Below are 16,806 nucleotides of genomic sequence, written 5' to 3'. Positions count from 1 at the left end.
TCCACATGAACTGGACTCAAGGCCGGTTCATGTGTTTTTTTTCAACCTCACCGAAGTTAAGTTGAACTTCCCCGTTTCACTAAATGCCTTCTACTCAACCGTTGGGATTGAACACCTGAAAGACCCTTTCTTCACCCTCCTCCGGTGAGATGTCCCTGAAGGTCGTTGTGTGCATCTCGATCCACTTGTTAGCGGCACGTAGTGTGTAGTGCCAGTTCAGGCGTTCAAGTTCCTTCACAAAGTCAGTGGTGCTGATGGTATAGCGGCCAACGGCATCACGTTTTATCGCCTGCCTGAAGGCAATCAGAATCTCATAATCACGGGGCATGGTAGTCACTTAATTTGCCTTAGCTGTATTTATATACAGTATCGACACTTGACCGCTCATATCAACATGATTCATTAAGAAACTCACGAACACATTGGTAGCAAAAGGGATTTAGTTTTACCGTCTCGCTTTCATAAGCGGTCAGACGTGACCAGGATTAATGTGCAACACTGGGTTGCCTAATCTTTTGAAAGGAATTTTATGAAGAGCTTTTTAGGTGGGATATTTATTGTCGCCAGTCTGATGACACTGGCAGGTTGTCAGCACTCGGAACCGGCTGTTGGTCCTGACGGCCGTCCTCATGCTCCGAGTCAACAGTCCGTGCCGGGTGGCCCTCAGGGGCAGGGGCCTGTTGGTCAGCCACAGTCCTGAAAGGTACCCGGCCTCCGCGCCGGGTTTTTTATTACATGGTGCATGAGATTAGATGAAAGGTGAATTCCCAGGCAAAGGTGAACATTATCATTGGCCATGAATCAACAATCCTGAAAATTTAAAAATCGTTCGCGAACATCCATTTAAAAGATGAAGGTTACTCAAATCCTAATATATTCAGACATCATCTCGTGCTTTTTGATGAAAACTCAAGCAGTATTTTATATGCATCATTTTTGATCGTCGTCACGCCCGAGAAAAGGAAAAACACTTGATAATTTCAGAGGTGCAAAAAAAAACAATATCACAGCTAATAACGTACTCTCATAAAAAACCATTGCAATTACCTTTACAACACATCGCATTTAAATTCGGTTTACTGAAGTTTATACAAAAATAAACAGATACTCATTTTTATGAAAATACCAGCAGCTATTATCCCCTCGCCTTCCAGACTGGAGGCATGAAAAAAACTCAAATGGGAGATAACATGAAATTAATTAAGACGTTGCTGTCTGTTATCGCGGGAGGCCTATTGTCCTCTCAGGCTATGGCTCATGTTCATAAAATGGACAGCAATCTTAGACCGTCTATTTCGTTAGGTTACGAGCAGGCAAAACTGCCTGGCTTTGGCGATCTCAAAGGTGCCAATGCAAAATTTCAGTTCGAAACAGCTTTTCCTGTCGGTTTTATGGTCTCCACCACAGCGATGAGAGATGAATGGGTAAAGCCAAAACCCAAGTATAAAAAATCAAAAAAAGATACAAGTAAGTCTCATAAAAGCCAGATTGAGTACTATTCATTAATGGCTGGACCGACCGTCAGACTCAGTCATATTTTAAGTGTCTATGCACTGGCGGGTGTGTCCCATACTCATCTGGACGTGAAAAATGTGCCTGCATCGGCTAAAAACAGACCGAATAGATTTGCTTATAGCGCCGGCATTACCGCAGACGTAACAAGTAATCTTGTGTTCAATGCTGGTTATGAAGGTTCAAAAATCAGTATTGCCGGAAAAGACCACAATCTGAATGCATTGGTTGCAGGTGTAGGTTATCGCTTCTAATTAAATGACCATGGCTCACCGTATGTGAGCCATGCTTTCAAACTTTTCTTTTACTTGAACCACACAATGCCATGAAATAATACAGGCTACCACATCCCATCTAATGATAGTCGAAGTAAAACATTTGGAATGATGTTGTTTTTCACACTGGCTGTTTTCATAAAAACATTAGTGGATTGTCATTTTATTTATCGTTATCTGTTTCATTATCAGAAATCTTAAAAGCCATACCTTTATCGTATTTCCAGCAACCTGAAGTATCCACTTCTTCAATGCCCTCTGACACCTCACCTACGCTCAGACCTACAGGCCATAGTGCTGAAACATCTCTGGATATGCTCCGAATAATACCATCTTTGTCAAAAGCAACTTTCAGGGTATGATTAGAAAAAGAAGCCTGGCAAGCGTACCAGTCTTTTCCTTTCTCATCAAATATGTACCCTACCCCATGTCTTTCCCATAAAAGGACAGCGTATTCAAGCTTTGGTTTTCCAGACTGGAAATTATTAAACTCGACCATTTATAAACCTTTAATTGTGAACCACTGATTATTGATCAATACCTGTATGGGGGCATGGCGGTAGTAATGAGAATGTTGGGTATTGACCCCTGTTATTACATGACCTGCTGGACACCGGAAATCCTGAGTTTTGCTTTCAGTCACGGCTCCCAGTCGCACACCTTTGATATAAGTCGTGGAGGTTTCTTTTCGTATCTTATTCAATTCATTTTGCAACCAGTCAGATAACCAGCCCTGCATTCCCTTTTCCGTTGTTTTCCATTTTTCTCCCTGAATGTCACCTGCCCCCGACATTTCAGCACTACCTACATGAAGTGTCTTTTCGACTTTAAGGCTGCCCGCTATATCAACATCCCCTGAGATTTCACCACCTTCTTTAAAATAATAACGATCATCGGATTCGCGTTTGCTGTAGCCGCTGGTGGCTGAGCATAACATCCATACTCCGTGGGTACTGTTCCATTCCACTTCGGAGGTGTACCCCTGACAAATCTGCCCTGCAGTCAGTTCTTCAATGCCGGCTGACAGAATACGGCTTTCTGGCAGATTATTGACCGTCAGAAACGACGGACCGGTATTGGTGCTCTTTGCACGAAAGTGCAGTCGCATACCGTCACTGAGATGGCTTAAGGCTGGCTGAAATGAAACCTGATAGTGGTTTGCAGAACCGGCATCTTCCGCGTAAGTCAGTGTGCCCTGTTGAATCGCACTGATGATGCCGTCAGCTGGCAGGAATGGTGCACCGTCAGCGTGTCGAATAGCTTCCGCATCTATTACGCGATCGCCATAATTAACCGTGATCACCCACGCGGATATGTAGCCGGCATCGGGGGGTGGCGTCATCTGTGCCCCCCTGGCTGCCACAATGCCAGCTTTTACCGCTACGTGACAGACACCCGAACGTATGGTGCTTTGTGCAATGCCTGCATTATCGGGGCCGCTGTAGGCGATCGCCGGGTTAGCTGCGTTGTAATAAGGCAGGATGGTCGGGCCCGAATCCACATCACTGTAAGCAACCTGAATCAGGTAATTGATACTCTGACCCGCAGTGACAGGTGCCTTTAGCGTAAATGTCATCGGGGCCATGAGCAGCCCCTGCTTGACGATGCTGTTCGTTGTGTCTGCTGGAAGTGAGGAGTATGCAGCGCCATCAATACTCTGTAGAGAATAGATCTGGCCCTCTCCTACTTTGATCATCATTGATGCAGGCATGCTGGGTGTACAGGAAAGACCGAAGAGACAGGTATTTTGCCCAAGAATCGCAGCGGCCAGTTTCGCAAGGCCGGTCATGGCAAACTTGTTGGTATTCAGCAGGTCCGTTTCTAGCGGAATCTGCCCTGGATAGACAATCTGACGATCCATATTTTTTCCCATGAAAATGGCCACCTTGAGGGTGGCCAAAAAGATGATCATTTAAATTGAGGTCTTACTGCAGTCTGACCCACACGATGGTGCCTTCCAGCTTCACCTCAGCCACTGCAGCGTATAGCTGTGCATCGCTCATTTCTCCCCGGAACATGTTCAGTGAAACGTATTGTCCGCGCGATGGCGTTCCGTAGCCTGATGGTGTCGTGTGATAACCCGCAATATGAGGGAGAGACGAGACCTGAGGACGGCGGACTACGACGAATGCCTGATAAGGCATCTTCACAGAGCCGTATCCCCCGGCAACGCCGTAACCCAGCGCAGGTCCGCCATAAGAACCGGTATCTTCAGGACGTTGCGGCTCAAACAAGACAGGCGTGTTACCTGTCATCTCTTTCAGCGCGCTGATGATCGCCTGGCGCGTGCCGCATTCTCTGAAAAGATGATTCAGTGTCTGTTTGCGAAAAGCGTCATCTGTCATACCCGGCGGACGTTGCAGTGAATCACCGAAGAAATCGTGAGCCGCCATGTCCAGCCAGCCATCAGTGGCGGTAGAGATGCGTGTCTGATTTCTCGCATAGCGATACAGCGTGTAACACCATGCCAGTGTGCGGGCCGCAGCCACCAGCACACTATTGAGTAGCGGGCTGTTGTCATCAAACCAGCCAGTGGGCAGCAGCGCCCGGAGTCGTGCATAAAAGTCGTTCTGGTCACCCTTTGCCATTCAGCTCACCGTAATACTGCCAGGACGTATCACCTCTTTCGCTGATGCCGGCAGATCTGCCGTGCCGGCATTCAGCGTGAGTGATGACACGTTAGTAACAAGTGGGCTGGCGGCGTATGCCACCCTGACGAGTTGCGTATAGGCCAGTAGCTGCCCCAGAGCCTGCCGTGAGAGGAAACGCTCGATAGCCTCGCGGACCAGCGCAACAACGCTGGCATGATTCAACTGAGAGTTGGTTGTAATAATCAGTGCGACATCAGCCATCACAATGACAGGAGGGAATACCCCAAACACGACTGTAAAACCCCGAACCGCATCGATGGCCATGTATGCCCGGTCAAGGAAGTCGCGTGTCGGTCGACCGCTACCGTCATCGACAACCGCATAAAAATATCCGGGTTTCACCTCATCGTCATAGCTTTGAATTTCGGTCAATGTGTATGTCACGCCTTGCTGCAGACTGGCGATTGCATACCCAATGGCCGCTTTTGTGGCTTTCGACAGTGATGCAATCCACAGGACGAAGCGGGCACGATAATCGTCATCAGACTCCGCGTCTTTGCCATTCGTTAATATGGCGGTGTTAGTCACTGTATCCACATACGACACTGAACCGGTAATCACGCAAATCATGCCTTTCTGTGCATTACCGGCTGCACCAGCAGCGTTTGCCCGGACTGGCACAACCAGTGAACTGGTGCCTGCGGACATAACGAAGCCAGACTGTACTGAATCCCATGCACCGTGGTCGGTGTCAGTCATCACCGAATACGTCTGGCTTCCGTCAGTCGTGGATACCATTAATCCAGCAGGTATCAGTGCCTGATTCGTAGCCGTAAACCGGCTGAAGACTACCAAACCGGTTGCCTGCACCGCTGAAAGGCGCAGAAATCCAAAATCTCCCATCCAGCTGTCCAGGTCTTCCCCTGAACAGGTTGCCGCACGGGTAGTCACCAGCAGTTTCACAATCAGTTGCTGTATCCACATGGCCACGCCAGCATTCGATTCAGCCAGCGACCGGAGAATGCTGCCGATGGAGAAGTCCATCAGTTTCAGCGTCCTGGCCTGAATAGCCGTGGCCTGGTCGCTGACCAACTCAGAAAAGGATTTGATGTTGAGTGTGGCCACTTATTACCTCGTTACGTCAAAACGGAGTGTTTCGGGTGTGTCCGTCAGCGCATCGGTGTATGACACAGAGACACTGACACCGTCTTCGATCAGGGACAGACGGACCTGCGGTGGCGGACTGGACGATACGGCCTCCTCAAGCAACATCTGCCCGACTATCAGCGCACGCCATTCCCCGGGGTGAATGTTTTCACCCACCTTTTTTCCCAGCCCGGCGCCATAGTCAGGGTGAAACAGATAGTCACCGGGATTGGTAAGGAGACGACGCAAAATGCGCTGTCTGCCCCGCTCCCGGTCATTTACCGGGCGCAGGTCGCCCGCAGGCGAGACATCAAGGTCTCCGCCCATCATGTGATACAGATCGAACATGGATTACCGTTACTTTGAGGATGAGAGTTGTTGTTCAGGGAGCTGAGTAAATTGCCCCCGGCCATTTTCGAAGTGTGTGTGACCGCTATAAACGGTGCGGATCCGGTGCACCGTGCCATAGCGTCCATTGTTGTCACGGATGTCTTTAGCGACCTTAAGATTTCCGTCCATCAGCACGTCACCGCCAGTGAAGTGATGCACCGGTGCCTCATAGATGAGTTTGTCTTTTGCGCTTAACAGGACTTCGCCACTGTTCAGGAACTTCAGCAAAGAGCCGCTCTGATGCACCAGCCAGAATTCGCCTGAAGGTGGCCCCGGACAGAGGTCTTCATCATTGTAGAACTGCCCTGACGCCATGCCTGCGCCCGGCAGGGCAGAATCAAACTCGATTTCCGCAACTGCACCAATCATAGGTCCCGCGGCCATGCCCCAGCCGTTGCCGACCCAGGGTGAGCTGAGGGGGATCCAGCCCGTTTCCTCACCTGTTGGTTGCAACTGCACTTTCACCGCATAGGCATCCGGATCATATGCGGTGATGATGCCCTGCCGGGTACCGTTATCTCCCATGGTGGCCTGCCTTGCCGTTGCCGCCATGACATTCAGTAAGACTCTCATTGCCGCACCTCCAGCGCCGGACTGTGATTCTTCCCGGACAGATGCATGGTGTAGCCATTGTCCCAGCTGAGCGTCCGACGCACGCGATCACACCAGTATGACTGATCGAACGGGCTTTGCGTGCCCTCAATACGAACGAGTGTCTGTGGTGTCAGCAAGTTGTCACCCGCGGTGGAACCACTAAATGACAGCTCATGCTGGACAATCTGGCGGTAAATTGACTGCGCCAGTGCGGTTGCCGCCTCGGGTGACAGGCCATTTCGAATCACGCGATAAACCCGCGTCTTCGCTTTTGCCTGTCCGGGTGAAGTGGCCTTTGATGATTCCGGGTAAGTCACAACAAACTGTCTGTTCTTACGCTTCGTATTCCAGCTCAGCACCTCAACAGTGACACCTCTGGAAATCGTCAGCGCACGCGAAAAAGACAGGTCGTCGGATAGATTGCACTGAGGAAAGGCCATGGTCCCCGTACGCTGCCAGCGGATCACGTAATGCTCTTTAGTCAGCGGATCTGATTGAGGGTGAAAATAAAGGCAGTCATCTTTCACATACACCGAGAAATTCTCGATGCCCGCTAAAGTGCTGAGTAAATCCCACTCGGTCTGCTCGCCTGTCAGGTGCGCATTATCAATCTGATAAAACTCCCCGATGCGCTGTGTTGTCGCTGTGACGTGCGGTTTGAGTCCGTGACGCTGCGCCAGCAAAGTCGCTATCTGCGAGCTGGTGTGGTTTTTGAAACTCTCCCCGGTGGTTTTCGCATCAATGAGCTGCGCGGTGAAATCCCGGCCTTCAGCCGTTATCTCAAATCGCGCTGGCTGGTAATGCCAGGTATCAATGTTGCCTGTGATGTGCCTTTTCTCGTCAGTACCGGCCTGCGTGATGATCGAGATGAACAGCTCTACCCGGATAGTCGTCTGTATCGCCCACCAGTTGAGCATCTGCATAGAAGCTGGTAGTGCTGAGATGGCCAGTGTCAGATCAAACGTTGACGCCCCGCGAAACGCATTGTCCTCAACCGAAAATGAGACAAAGGGAACTTCAATACCGTTTAAAAGACAACGCCCGCTGATATGGCGGGCGCTGGATTCAATACTGGGGTTATTGACGTTCATAGCTGTTTCGTCGGGCTGGTGGGGATTTTCAGGGTATGAATACCGCTTAATTGCGGATCGGCTAAGTCATTGGCATCAGCAATACTGGTCCACAGCGAAGCATCGCCATACTGTTCTGATGAGATCTGATACAGGTTGCCACCCGACAGTGTTACCGCCCTGACGCCATTCGCAGACTGCCCCGTTGTGATGTTTTTATTAAGGCGACCCAAGACATCCTGCAGCTGATATAGCGCCGGGATACGTGTGGTGTGGTCTGACTGCCTGAGCAGATTACTCACAGTCTTTGATATCGGGTTGCCCGGTAACAGGCCACCCAGTGACGTGATTTCGTATGCCGCAGATTCCAGCAGGGCCAACTCATGATGGATAATGTTTCGGGCCGCTATCAGTGGCCTCACCACAGCCTGAATCTGCACGACCGTGGCATGGGCAAAGTCGGTGACTTGCTTAACAGCCTGATGCAGGTCTTTCACTGTCTGTGTTACCGCATCGATATTGATTATGTTGGCCAGACCCAGCGCACGTCCGAGGTCACTGTCAATCAGCCCCTGCAAAGCACCGGTCAGCGCATCCACTTTATCCGGGGAACCTTCATTGCTGACCACGGCCACCTCAATGGTGTAGGGCCGCCGCCAGACAAATTCATAGACAGGTCTGAAGGCGGTGATGACCACGGTAAAGCGATAGTCATCCAGCGTAAGCACCACTGGATGCCCGGCATCCCGCATCCGCTCAAGCATTCTGACGCGTTCACCTGCCTGCGATCCGGTGAAAATCCCTGACCAGGTCAGCGGTTCGTATTCAGTACCCAGTACATCAATAATCCGCCTGCCGCCGATGAGCAGATGCTGTACCGTCTTCTGTCTGCCGGCGATGACCATGCGTTCGGGGACTTCGAATTCTATGAACTCAAATTCACCCAGCATCATTCGGGTGACGGTCGGATCGATGCCTTGTGCGAACTGCGTCAGGGAATGCAGAAATGACATGAGACTTTGCACCTTGAGACTTATGAAATGATTAATCGCTGGCTTTCTTTATCCGATCCATTAAGAACGATTTAAAAGGGAAAGATAGCCGACAAAGCCATCCCTGACTGGTTTCTCTGAATAAGCATGCCAAAAATTTAGGATAAGTTTGCAATGCATTGAGGCCAGGCTAATCTGTTTTAGTCCCGCTCTCTTCCATGGGATATCCGTCATATTTCCTGGCAATACAGAATCTGTTTTTATTGCCGCCCGGCTTCCGCGCAGGTTCCGGGCTTTTATTTTCAAGTCTCTGCAACTGATAATGTTATGTCTTATCTACCGCTTCGCATGAATTATTCAATCCATCGACTACTGTTTACTGGACTCTGTTGCTCCTCGTGATGGAAGTACGCTCTTTGGAAATCTTTGGCACAGGATTGTGCCAGCCCGGTTGCCACCACTCCCGGGCTTTATTTTTTCTCTACCCTCTCTTTTTGATCTGCCTTGTCAGCGCATACCCCACTTAACCCAAACTTCGTCATTTTCTTTGATCTGATTCAAATAATTAGCCTGCTTTTCATGTGGAAAAGACGTTATGCCTGGCTAAAATTTTTTTCGTCAGTGGCTGGTCCTTAAATCTTATGGAACCCTGAAATGAGGTCTGACTATGAATGAACCAAAACGCAGAGGTGGCGCAGGAAACTTCGCCAACGATCCGCAGCGAGCAAGAGAAGCTGGTAAACGCGGAGGCCGAGCCAGTGGGGGCAACTTCAAAAATGACCCTGAAAGGGCCGTAGAAGCAGGAAGAAAAGGAGGCAGCGTCAGCCGCCGCCCGGCTAATCCATCTGCCTGATTTGCTAAGGGATCGCTTGCCAGGGACTGGCACTTAAATTTTTCCCGATCGGCATTAGCCCGGCTCACATGTCCTTCAACGCCTGATCTACTGCATTCTTCAACTCTTCATAGGGCACCGCCCCCGATATAACTCGATCACCAATAAATGTTGTCGGTGTACCAGAATAGTGATGTGTCCGAAGCAACTCCTTATTCACCTCAATTATGTGATGTGTATCTGGCCTGATCTTATTGAGCTTCACTTTCGCATCAAAAAGAGCAGATCGAATGCGGTAATCATCCGCCATGCTCGGATAGGCCATTAACGCCTGGTGGAACTTATGAAACTTCTCAGGTTGTTCAATCCAGACCGTCAGTGCCATCCGCGTGGCAGCCGTCGATGCTTCGGAACCATAGGAAATCAATTTATAGGTAATCGCTATCTGGGGATAAGCTTTAAGAAGCCTTTCCAGATTTTTGTCGAGCTGTTTGCAGTGTTTGCAGTCGTAATTCACGAAGCTGACGATTTTCAATACCGGATGCTCTGCGCCCACAACTGGAGACATTGGATCGTAGAGCAATTTATGGTGAATCAACGTCTCAACCCGGTTAGACCTCACTGGTTTCGACACAGTGGTTTTCGTTGCTTGAGCGCTTTCGACCGATTGATGGCCTGATAAGTAAGGTGACGCAGATACGGCGCCGACAAACATCAGCACGAAAGAAAAAATGATTTTATTCAGCATTATCGTGTTCCCCATGCACATGCTCAGTTCAGCGATGTTCCGTCAGTCAAAGAAGTGACCGTGAAATCACTCCAGAACGCGCAGCATGGCGATAACGGCATTCAGAATTCTGAAAACCTTCGGCGCTGAGAAATTAAACGAGGCAGAGTTTAAGGAACGATGAGGCTGCTGACCTGACCGGGATGCAACATGAGCATGGATGAATCAAAAGCGCTGGTGGATGATGGCGCTCTCGCTGCCTGTCGGCTCATCCCACTCATGACGGTGGCCACCAGCACCTGACGGCCTTCATGCGTCATCAGGAGATTGACTGGCTGTTCCGTTTTGCTGGCCATAACGGGCGGTACTGACGGATACCTGCCGGTTTTACGGTAAGTCTGTTCATGCATTTGCTGGTTATCGAAATCAGCCTGTGTCGGCATCCAGGGTTTGTAGGGCGCGCCGTTGTCTCGTGCATTCTTACGAGCAAGCCTTTCGCGTTCCCTCATCTCCTGATTATGCGATACCGTGCTGGCCGGGTAGAGGGCGGCAAGTGTCGCTGCGGCTATGATGGCCGGCAATCCGGTCAGTGCGGCAGACAGTCCGGTCAGTCCCGTGCTGGCGCTTTTGCCGATGAGCATATCAACGCCCCATCCCGCCAGCTTAAGGGGTGACAGCAAAGCACCCGCCGCGTGTTTCAGGACCCAGATGCCCCCGCTGGCGGCCGCCAGGCCGGTGATGGCCAGCGCAGTATTTCCCGCCAGCTTCGCCATATCAGGGTGTTTATGTGCGATATCAGTCATACGTTCCAAAGAGTGCGTCAGGCCATCCAGTCCTTTAGTGAACGTGTCCAGCAGCCCACCGTCTTTACCCATCACCAGCTGCAGGTTCAGCCACTTTTTCTGAAAGTCGATTTTCCTGCCGTTATAGGTGTTACCCACGGCGCCATAGGCGTCATTCAGTCCCCGCGCGATGCCGTAGGCGTCAATGCGGTGGTGAATGGTCTCCAGCTGCTTGTCGATGAGGTTGAACATCTTGCCGCCGGTGCGCCCAAATATCAGGGCGTTTTCGCGCTGCTTCTGGTCATCGGTGTAATGATTCTTATGGTAGATGGGCAGAATCATCTTCTCGTAGTAATCAACCGGAGACTGGCTGAACAGCTGCGAATTGATGAGCGGGTTACCCCGAAAACGCTTCACGCCACCCATGCTGTTGAGTTCAACCTTGCTGGCATCCCAGACACCCATTTTCACCAGGTCACTGGAAACCTGACTCGGCAACTTAATGATGCCGTTTAAACGGTTATAGGCAGTCATCAGCGCTTCACCCGCTGCACCGCCCTTCAGCTCGCCGATAATAGGCTCAAGCTCAGCAAATAAAGCCTTGATGCTCAGGTTAAATGCGGAGGTGCCCGCCTTGGCCATAAACTGACGATACTGCGTGAAATCGACATTCCCGCCTGAAGACTGAATGGCTTTGAAAGCCGCATCCATCAGTTCGTTAAAGCGCCCGGGGCTTTTCAGACCACCCGCCGTTTCGGTGAAGCGCAGCATGTCCATCTGTTTGGCCACCGTGACTTCGCGCTGATGCTCATCGAGACCACGGGAGGCGAAGTTGATTCGTGCCAGCACAGGGGCCGCCATTTTGGCCGCACGCAGCTGGTCTTCCAGGCTTTTTGCCCCTGACTCACTGAATACGCCCTGTGCCTCCATAAAATACTTGAGCATGTCAGTGGTGGAGGAACCGCGAATGCTGGCCGTTTCTGCGAACCATTGTGCTTCCCGGGTTGCGGCCTGACTCATGCCGAACTGCTTAAACTTCTCCGTCATGGTCTGGTAGCGCGCAGCCTCATCTACGAAGCCACTGAGCATTTTGAAGCCTAAGTAGCCGGTGGCCAGATTAGTCATGCCATCCGAATACGAACCATGGCCGGGAGGACGACCATGACCGCCACCGTTACCCGAACCGCCACCACCCCATCCGCCCGGCGGCACGCCGTTGTGCCATCCGTTCCAGCCAGCTCCCGAACCTGATGGCGGAGGCAGAGCCAGTCCCCCTCCCCGGTTGCCATAACCGCCTCCCCCACCTGCCGCTGCGGAACCCGCGGCCAGAACCGGCAATGTCATGGCCGCGCCGTACCCACCAGCCAGCATCGGTAGATTCCTGCTGGCATTGTTCATGCGCTGAGTATGGTCAGCAGCCGAGCGGATAGCCTCAGCATAATCACGGGCGCCCCGGGCCGCGCCGGAAAACTGATTATTAAGGGAACGGTTGAGCGCCCTTAGCGCGGATGTCGCCTCTCTGGCAGCACTGGTCAGTGCTTTGATGTTTTTCGTGATTTTGACGAATTTCTTATTGAGCTCGATCGCATCCCGGCTGACCTGCATCAGGTTGCGCGTAATCTGGTCATCCAGCGCCAGTCGCACGGCTACGCGGTAAGCCTGAATATCCAAAGAGACCTCGATTTGCGGGTATAAAAAAACCAGCCGGAGCTGGTCAGAGTGGAGGTGATAAATGTTGAAATAATCGCTGAACTTTTAAGCTATTGTGACGATAACCTTTGCAAATCAAAGGGAGTAGGAGCTCCGATCATGGATAAACTCGGCCGCCTGTTTGAAAGGGAACAGTGTGCTCAATCGATGTATAGGCGCACTTCAGAATCTGAGCTTTCTCGAATCGCCAGAAAGTGTAACCGAGACGAAGTGGCAGCTATACATATAAGATTAAGGCAATTTCGCTCAGAACTGGCAGCCTGCCCGGATTGGGACGGCGATACACAATACTTGATATGGGATGCAATTGAGACCCATAAACGGCTTCTAGCGCAGATTGAGTTGCTGCATAAGCACAGAACTAATCTAAACTCTGCTGAATAATTAAGGCTGGCTGCCGATAACAGAGGGATACAATTCAAGGAGAACTTTCAATGGAAAAGCCTAACCCTCTTGCAGCCCTGTCTTTAATCATCTGGTTTTTGATGTTCATACCCTGCTTCCGCATGGCACAGAAGGCAGGCTTCGGATGGAAGATGGCGCTACTGCTCTCCTGTCCAGGCATTCACTTGATCATGCTTTACGTCTTCGCTTACAGGAAGTGGCCCACGGCACCCTATCGATAAGAAATTAATCTGCCTGTTCGAAAGACGGGAATGTGAAAACAGCCCCTTATGAGGGCTGTTTATCAATAACCGTTGTTACGTAATTAGGGTCATCATACCAAGAAAAATAATCGTACATCTTTATCTCTTTGATTGGCGGATAAACCTCTTCAAACTTTTGGAAAATGTGCAAAACCCCACCCATGCAGGTTTCAACAACGGTTTGCGCTTTCACTTCCCTTAACGAATCTTCAAGACCTGATGCATACTCAGCATCTAATGTTGCGTCATCCGCAATCGATGATAGTAGCGACATGTCTAAGATGACGCCGCGATTCTTTAAAATGTTTATGTATCGCTGAAGTTGACTTGATTTAGCAAGAACGGACAGTAAAAATTTACGATGATCGTCATCACGCTGAACCTTGGGCACCCAATAACCAACTGAAAGTTCGGCAATTTCGTTCACAAGCTTAACACTGCTATCCACTACTGACTTCGTTTCGCTTCTTGTAGCAATTCTTTTTGCATTAAAAAAAACGACCTTCCATCCCAACAAAACCAACGCGGGACTTAAAATTGACAAAATAAGTGTAAATGGTGTCATGTGGCTAAAAATCTCAAATCACTTTTTCAGGTTCAGCTTTGTCAATAAATCTTGAAATCTGCTGTTTGTAAAAAGGCATTTCACTCTTGACAATTAATAACTTACGTAACTTATCTTTATCAATACCTTCCTTGCGCACCATTCCACCAAATGCTTCTTCAAGGAAAGAGGAACCAATTGCCAGTGCTATACCATCAAAATCCACTTCAACGGGTGAAGTGGCATTTATAAACGCAGGCACTAAACATTCTTTACGGAATCTTTCTGCACTATTTGGACCATCAGATGGATATCGCCCAAAAGGCGTCTTGGAAAAATCCTTTGATATCAATATCTTAGTCATGTTAACTCCCAGTTCTTTTCAGCGACCATTGAACCAATGTTCCTGGGATATGGTCAGGAAGTGATGTACAAACTGGATCATTATTCTCAGAAGTATACACATACATTGCGATGCCTGTGAATACCAGTAATTTCTCATTATCTGAATTACTTACGCCAATTGGTCGCTTCATATCCTCTGAGCCATTTCCTCTAGAAGGATCATCATATCTGGTGCCGCCATAGCTAAAAGCCTGCTTTACCCAATCTGATTCGTCACTGAAAGGACTGACAGCATTACCAGAGGCGAAAGTTTTGCCCGCCCCCAGTCCCAAGTCACAAATTATGAAATACACCTCATTAGTGACTCGGCTGAACCATGAACATTGCCACCACCTATCACCGCCCATGCTTTTGAGCATAGGCTCCATATCTGGATGCTGGTAAGCATGATGGGCTACATTTATCATTGCTTCACTGATAGCTGTTGATAATGTCAAAAACTGATCTAAAGATAAATCGGCTTCTTTGTCCAAAAAGTTTACCGTTTTTGGATACTGTTCATAAGGTCTGACAGCTGACTGAAAGTACTGTTCATTCTCCGTCAGTGCAGTCAATCTGTCTAAGTTCCCAGCCAGCAACGCCTTAGACAGTCCAGTCCGCACAATCCATCTGTGACCATTATCATTCTCCGTTTTAGAAGGGAAAATAAACCTAATCGAATTTGCATCCCCTTGAGTTAATTGTGCACGATTGACTATGGCAAACATTAACGTCGAAGCCGCCGCTGAGGCATAAGTTACTTGAGACAGGTCTATAACAAGCTTTCGCTGAAAAAACAACGCATTCTGATTGATTTCATTGAAAAATTTTAATGTTACTGGTCGATCTTCATCAGTGTAAATGCAAATGCGTGCAGGAGCTGCAATTGTAGCGACAGTTTTCTTTTTCATTTATTTTTTCAACCGCTTAACGTCATCACATTAGAATTAAAACCATGTATAAAAATCAAGTGTTTTATTAAAAAGTGGTTTAATGCCAACTTGATGAAATCCTAGAAAATCTAGTGTGCCGCTTCGCATGCAATCCCCATTACAACGACTATGCTCAAAGTGTCTCTTACTTCCCTGTGATGAGACCTGCTCTCATTGGAAATGTTGGGCACAGGATTGTGCCAGCCCGGTCAGCCACCACTGCCGGGCTTTTGTTTTACCAGGCTTTGAAACCTCGCGATATCGCCAATCCAATCGACTCCATCAAAGGGTCAATCTTCCGCACGTAAGCAGGCCCGATGAATGGCCTTGGCGGGATGCGGTCGGTACCCACCTCCTGCCAGAATCCGATCTGACTTTTCGTGCCCACGATGGCAACCAGACCAACCACTTCACTTTCAATTGAGTCTCTCAGTTCACCAGAGCGCAGCAGCGGATCGTTTTCGGTGTAACCATGACGAACACGGTCCGCCCTAGTGGATGCTGCCAGGGGCGCCCAGGCTTCAAACGGGCCATAAGCGGGCTGGTAAACGCCAATCTCTTCTTTGGCCGTCTCCTCAATATCTTTCACAATGACGTGAAAGCCAAGTTCGAGCTCAGACGCAATTTTGGTGGAGGCTGACGACAGCTCCCGCGCAAACTGCTCAAGATCCATTAGTTACCCTCCTCCCACTTGCCCGTGTTCCAGTTGTAGACTCCCCCGTCGAACTCACGCATGACCACGCCCATTGCAATGCGTTCATGCGGCATCAGCCCGGTCAGTCCAGGAAAAATAATGCTGAACGGAACCCCGGATTTCATCAGCCAGCACTGATTGATGAATGCAGGGTTCTTCGCTAGTTTTTTGCGGCAGTCTCTGTGGCCTCGTCTTCTTCCTCTTTCGACTTCTCGCGCAGCCATGATGTCACCGCTTTCAGGCCGCCTTTACCGAGGATGGCGAGAACGCCTTCAATCTGTTTCGGGTTCTGCGGCACCGGGTATTCGTCATCGTCAATCTCAGCCACGGCTGCCACCGGGAAGGCATACATGTTCATGTACATCACGTTCATGGCCATCTCCGCACCCACGGCGACCGTCAGGCGGGACTCCTGCACCGGGTCCAGCTCACGCAGGGTGATAAGGCGACCGGCGGCGTCCCTGACCTGGTTGGATTCAACAGCTGATTCTGCCGCTGCGGGCTGTTTGTTTTCATGCACTCTGACCTGCACCATGATTTATCCTCAGTTAACTTTTTTGCGACGGCTGGCTGTCCATGACAGCGTCTGATTAACGGTCTTCTCACCCTGCTTGTTGCCGGCATCGGTGAGGTGAAACGACACACCTTCATAGCGGTACACGCTGACCGTGCCGTTCGCTTCAGTGATGGTTTCGGTAATGGTGCCGCGGGGCTGATCGATACCGTTGAAGTAGTTGTCCTCCCACCTCGCCCAGAAGTCATCGAGCGTGGCATCCATACGCTCTGCGGTGATGGTACCGTGCCAGCCGACAGGGATTTGCAACTCGTCGGTGATGCCGTTCAGCGGCGTAATCTTCTGGGTTGAGACCTGCGGCTTTGAGTCAAAGCTCATGATTTTGGGAATGCGCAGCTTGCCCGTATGCGTATTGATATCGACTGCGATATCACGACCCACGGTATAGCCAAGAGTTGGCATGGTTTATC

Annotated in this window: 19 protein-coding genes; 2 read left to right on the top strand and 17 right to left on the bottom strand. The window is 50.0% G+C overall.

Annotated elements, in window-relative coordinates:
- Positions 1-94 precede the first annotated feature (94 nt).
- Positions 95-328: a hypothetical protein gene (locus tag ACCW76_RS18445; RefSeq protein WP_039332852.1), complete on the bottom strand. Its 234-nt coding sequence runs from the start codon at positions 326-328 to the stop codon at positions 95-97.
- Positions 329-1,163: 835 nt separating this feature from the next.
- Between ACCW76_RS18445 and ACCW76_RS18440 the strand changes: the two genes are divergently transcribed.
- Positions 1,164-1,766 carry an Ail/Lom family outer membrane beta-barrel protein gene (locus ACCW76_RS18440; RefSeq protein WP_436339651.1) on the top strand — a complete coding sequence of 201 codons (603 nt, stop codon included), beginning with the start codon at positions 1,164-1,166 and terminating at the stop codon, positions 1,764-1,766.
- A gap of 184 nt (positions 1,767-1,950) precedes the next feature.
- Here the strand turns inward: ACCW76_RS18440 and ACCW76_RS18435 are convergent, their stop codons facing one another.
- Genes ACCW76_RS18435 through ACCW76_RS18400 form a run of 8 tightly spaced genes read right to left on the bottom strand, consistent with a single transcriptional unit; the run spans position 1,951 to position 8,591 of the window.
- Positions 1,951-2,286, bottom strand: a complete 336-nt coding sequence (locus ACCW76_RS18435; protein WP_436339649.1) for a hypothetical protein — start codon at positions 2,284-2,286, stop codon at positions 1,951-1,953.
- Complete coding sequence (locus ACCW76_RS18430) at positions 2,287-3,687, bottom strand: hypothetical protein (RefSeq protein ID WP_436339648.1); 1,401 nt, start codon at positions 3,685-3,687, stop codon at positions 2,287-2,289. It lies immediately after the preceding gene.
- 25 nt (positions 3,688-3,712) lie between these two features.
- Positions 3,713-4,375 (bottom strand): hypothetical protein, encoded by a 663-nt coding sequence (locus tag ACCW76_RS18425; protein ID WP_436339647.1) that lies wholly within the window; start codon positions 4,373-4,375, stop codon positions 3,713-3,715.
- Positions 4,376-5,503 (bottom strand): baseplate J/gp47 family protein, encoded by a 1,128-nt coding sequence (locus tag ACCW76_RS18420; RefSeq protein ID WP_436339646.1) that lies wholly within the window; start codon positions 5,501-5,503, stop codon positions 4,376-4,378.
- Positions 5,504-5,506: 3 nt separating this feature from the next.
- The gene (locus tag ACCW76_RS18415; RefSeq protein ID WP_436339645.1) at positions 5,507-5,872 is read right to left on the bottom strand and encodes a phage tail protein; all 366 of its coding nucleotides are present in this window, start codon (positions 5,870-5,872) and stop codon (positions 5,507-5,509) included.
- Between the two features lie 9 nt (positions 5,873-5,881).
- Entirely contained in the window at positions 5,882-6,487 is a 606-nt protein-coding gene (locus tag ACCW76_RS18410; protein WP_436339643.1) for a baseplate assembly protein, read from the bottom strand.
- Entirely contained in the window at positions 6,484-7,599 is a 1,116-nt protein-coding gene (locus ACCW76_RS18405) for a phage late control D family protein (RefSeq protein WP_436339641.1), read from the bottom strand. Before ACCW76_RS18405 ends, ACCW76_RS18410 begins: the two co-directional genes overlap by 4 nt.
- On the bottom strand, positions 7,596-8,591 hold the full coding sequence (locus tag ACCW76_RS18400) for a hypothetical protein (protein ID WP_436339640.1): 996 nt from the start codon (positions 8,589-8,591) through the stop codon (positions 7,596-7,598). Before ACCW76_RS18400 ends, ACCW76_RS18405 begins: the two co-directional genes overlap by 4 nt.
- Before the next feature lie 646 nt (positions 8,592-9,237).
- Between ACCW76_RS18400 and ACCW76_RS18395 the strand changes: the two genes are divergently transcribed.
- On the top strand, positions 9,238-9,423 hold the full coding sequence (locus tag ACCW76_RS18395; RefSeq protein WP_436339638.1) for a general stress protein: 186 nt from the start codon (positions 9,238-9,240) through the stop codon (positions 9,421-9,423).
- Positions 9,424-9,487: 64 nt separating this feature from the next.
- Here the strand turns inward: ACCW76_RS18395 and ACCW76_RS18390 are convergent, their stop codons facing one another.
- The 8 genes from ACCW76_RS18390 to ACCW76_RS18355 all read right to left on the bottom strand — a co-directional run bounded on the left by ACCW76_RS18390 (position 9,488) and on the right by ACCW76_RS18355 (position 16,798).
- A complete protein-coding gene (locus tag ACCW76_RS18390) occupies positions 9,488-10,150 on the bottom strand; it encodes a thioredoxin domain-containing protein (RefSeq protein WP_436339637.1) in 663 nt (220 codons plus the stop codon).
- 149 nt (positions 10,151-10,299) lie between these two features.
- On the bottom strand, positions 10,300-12,555 hold the full coding sequence (locus ACCW76_RS18385; RefSeq protein WP_436339635.1) for a hypothetical protein: 2,256 nt from the start codon (positions 12,553-12,555) through the stop codon (positions 10,300-10,302).
- Positions 12,556-13,293: 738 nt separating this feature from the next.
- A complete protein-coding gene (locus tag ACCW76_RS18380) occupies positions 13,294-13,833 on the bottom strand; it encodes a hypothetical protein (protein WP_436339633.1) in 540 nt (179 codons plus the stop codon).
- A gap of 13 nt (positions 13,834-13,846) precedes the next feature.
- The gene (locus ACCW76_RS18375; protein ID WP_436339631.1) at positions 13,847-14,176 is read right to left on the bottom strand and encodes an STAS-like domain-containing protein; all 330 of its coding nucleotides are present in this window, start codon (positions 14,174-14,176) and stop codon (positions 13,847-13,849) included.
- A 1-nt stretch (position 14,177) separates the two neighbouring features.
- The gene (locus tag ACCW76_RS18370) at positions 14,178-15,107 is read right to left on the bottom strand and encodes a hypothetical protein (RefSeq protein ID WP_436339630.1); all 930 of its coding nucleotides are present in this window, start codon (positions 15,105-15,107) and stop codon (positions 14,178-14,180) included.
- Positions 15,108-15,363: 256 nt separating this feature from the next.
- Complete coding sequence (locus ACCW76_RS18365) at positions 15,364-15,801, bottom strand: hypothetical protein (RefSeq protein ID WP_436339628.1); 438 nt, start codon at positions 15,799-15,801, stop codon at positions 15,364-15,366.
- A gap of 181 nt (positions 15,802-15,982) precedes the next feature.
- Complete coding sequence (locus ACCW76_RS18360) at positions 15,983-16,357, bottom strand: hypothetical protein (protein WP_436339626.1); 375 nt, start codon at positions 16,355-16,357, stop codon at positions 15,983-15,985.
- Between the two features lie 9 nt (positions 16,358-16,366).
- Positions 16,367-16,798 carry a hypothetical protein gene (locus ACCW76_RS18355; protein ID WP_436339625.1) on the bottom strand — a complete coding sequence of 144 codons (432 nt, stop codon included), beginning with the start codon at positions 16,796-16,798 and terminating at the stop codon, positions 16,367-16,369.
- Between the last annotated feature and the right edge of the window lie 8 nt (positions 16,799-16,806).

It is taken from the genome of Pantoea sp. C8B4, assembly GCF_051336905.1.
GTDB classification, from domain to species: domain Bacteria; phylum Pseudomonadota; class Gammaproteobacteria; order Enterobacterales; family Enterobacteriaceae; genus Pantoea; species Pantoea rwandensis_B.
Note: the sequence above shows the minus strand (reverse complement) of the source record. Positions and strands in the feature narration are given on the sequence as shown.

What these genes read in the sequence shown, in the direction of transcription:
- ACCW76_RS18445 (WP_039332852.1), bottom strand. Translation starts at nt 328, where the DNA reads ATGCCCCGTGATTATGAGATTCTGATTGCCTTCAGGCAGGCGATAAAA.
- ACCW76_RS18440 (WP_436339651.1), top strand. Translation starts at nt 1,164, where the DNA reads ATGAAAAAAACTCAAATGGGAGATAACATGAAATTAATTAAGACGTTG.
- ACCW76_RS18435 (WP_436339649.1), bottom strand. Translation starts at nt 2,286, where the DNA reads ATGGTCGAGTTTAATAATTTCCAGTCTGGAAAACCAAAGCTTGAATAC.
- ACCW76_RS18425 (WP_436339647.1), bottom strand. Translation starts at nt 4,375, where the DNA reads ATGGCAAAGGGTGACCAGAACGACTTTTATGCACGACTCCGGGCGCTG.
- ACCW76_RS18415 (WP_436339645.1), bottom strand. Translation starts at nt 5,872, where the DNA reads ATGTTCGATCTGTATCACATGATGGGCGGAGACCTTGATGTCTCGCCT.
- ACCW76_RS18410 (WP_436339643.1), bottom strand. Translation starts at nt 6,487, where the DNA reads ATGAGAGTCTTACTGAATGTCATGGCGGCAACGGCAAGGCAGGCCACC.
- ACCW76_RS18405 (WP_436339641.1), bottom strand. Translation starts at nt 7,599, where the DNA reads ATGAACGTCAATAACCCCAGTATTGAATCCAGCGCCCGCCATATCAGC.
- ACCW76_RS18400 (WP_436339640.1), bottom strand. Translation starts at nt 8,591, where the DNA reads ATGTCATTTCTGCATTCCCTGACGCAGTTCGCACAAGGCATCGATCCG.
- ACCW76_RS18395 (WP_436339638.1), top strand. Translation starts at nt 9,238, where the DNA reads ATGAATGAACCAAAACGCAGAGGTGGCGCAGGAAACTTCGCCAACGAT.
- ACCW76_RS18390 (WP_436339637.1), bottom strand. Translation starts at nt 10,150, where the DNA reads ATGCTGAATAAAATCATTTTTTCTTTCGTGCTGATGTTTGTCGGCGCC.
- ACCW76_RS18380 (WP_436339633.1), bottom strand. Translation starts at nt 13,833, where the DNA reads ATGACACCATTTACACTTATTTTGTCAATTTTAAGTCCCGCGTTGGTT.
- ACCW76_RS18375 (WP_436339631.1), bottom strand. Translation starts at nt 14,176, where the DNA reads ATGACTAAGATATTGATATCAAAGGATTTTTCCAAGACGCCTTTTGGG.
- ACCW76_RS18370 (WP_436339630.1), bottom strand. Translation starts at nt 15,107, where the DNA reads ATGAAAAAGAAAACTGTCGCTACAATTGCAGCTCCTGCACGCATTTGC.
- ACCW76_RS18365 (WP_436339628.1), bottom strand. Translation starts at nt 15,801, where the DNA reads ATGGATCTTGAGCAGTTTGCGCGGGAGCTGTCGTCAGCCTCCACCAAA.
- ACCW76_RS18360 (WP_436339626.1), bottom strand. Translation starts at nt 16,357, where the DNA reads ATGGTGCAGGTCAGAGTGCATGAAAACAAACAGCCCGCAGCGGCAGAA.
- ACCW76_RS18355 (WP_436339625.1), bottom strand. Translation starts at nt 16,798, where the DNA reads ATGCCAACTCTTGGCTATACCGTGGGTCGTGATATCGCAGTCGATATC.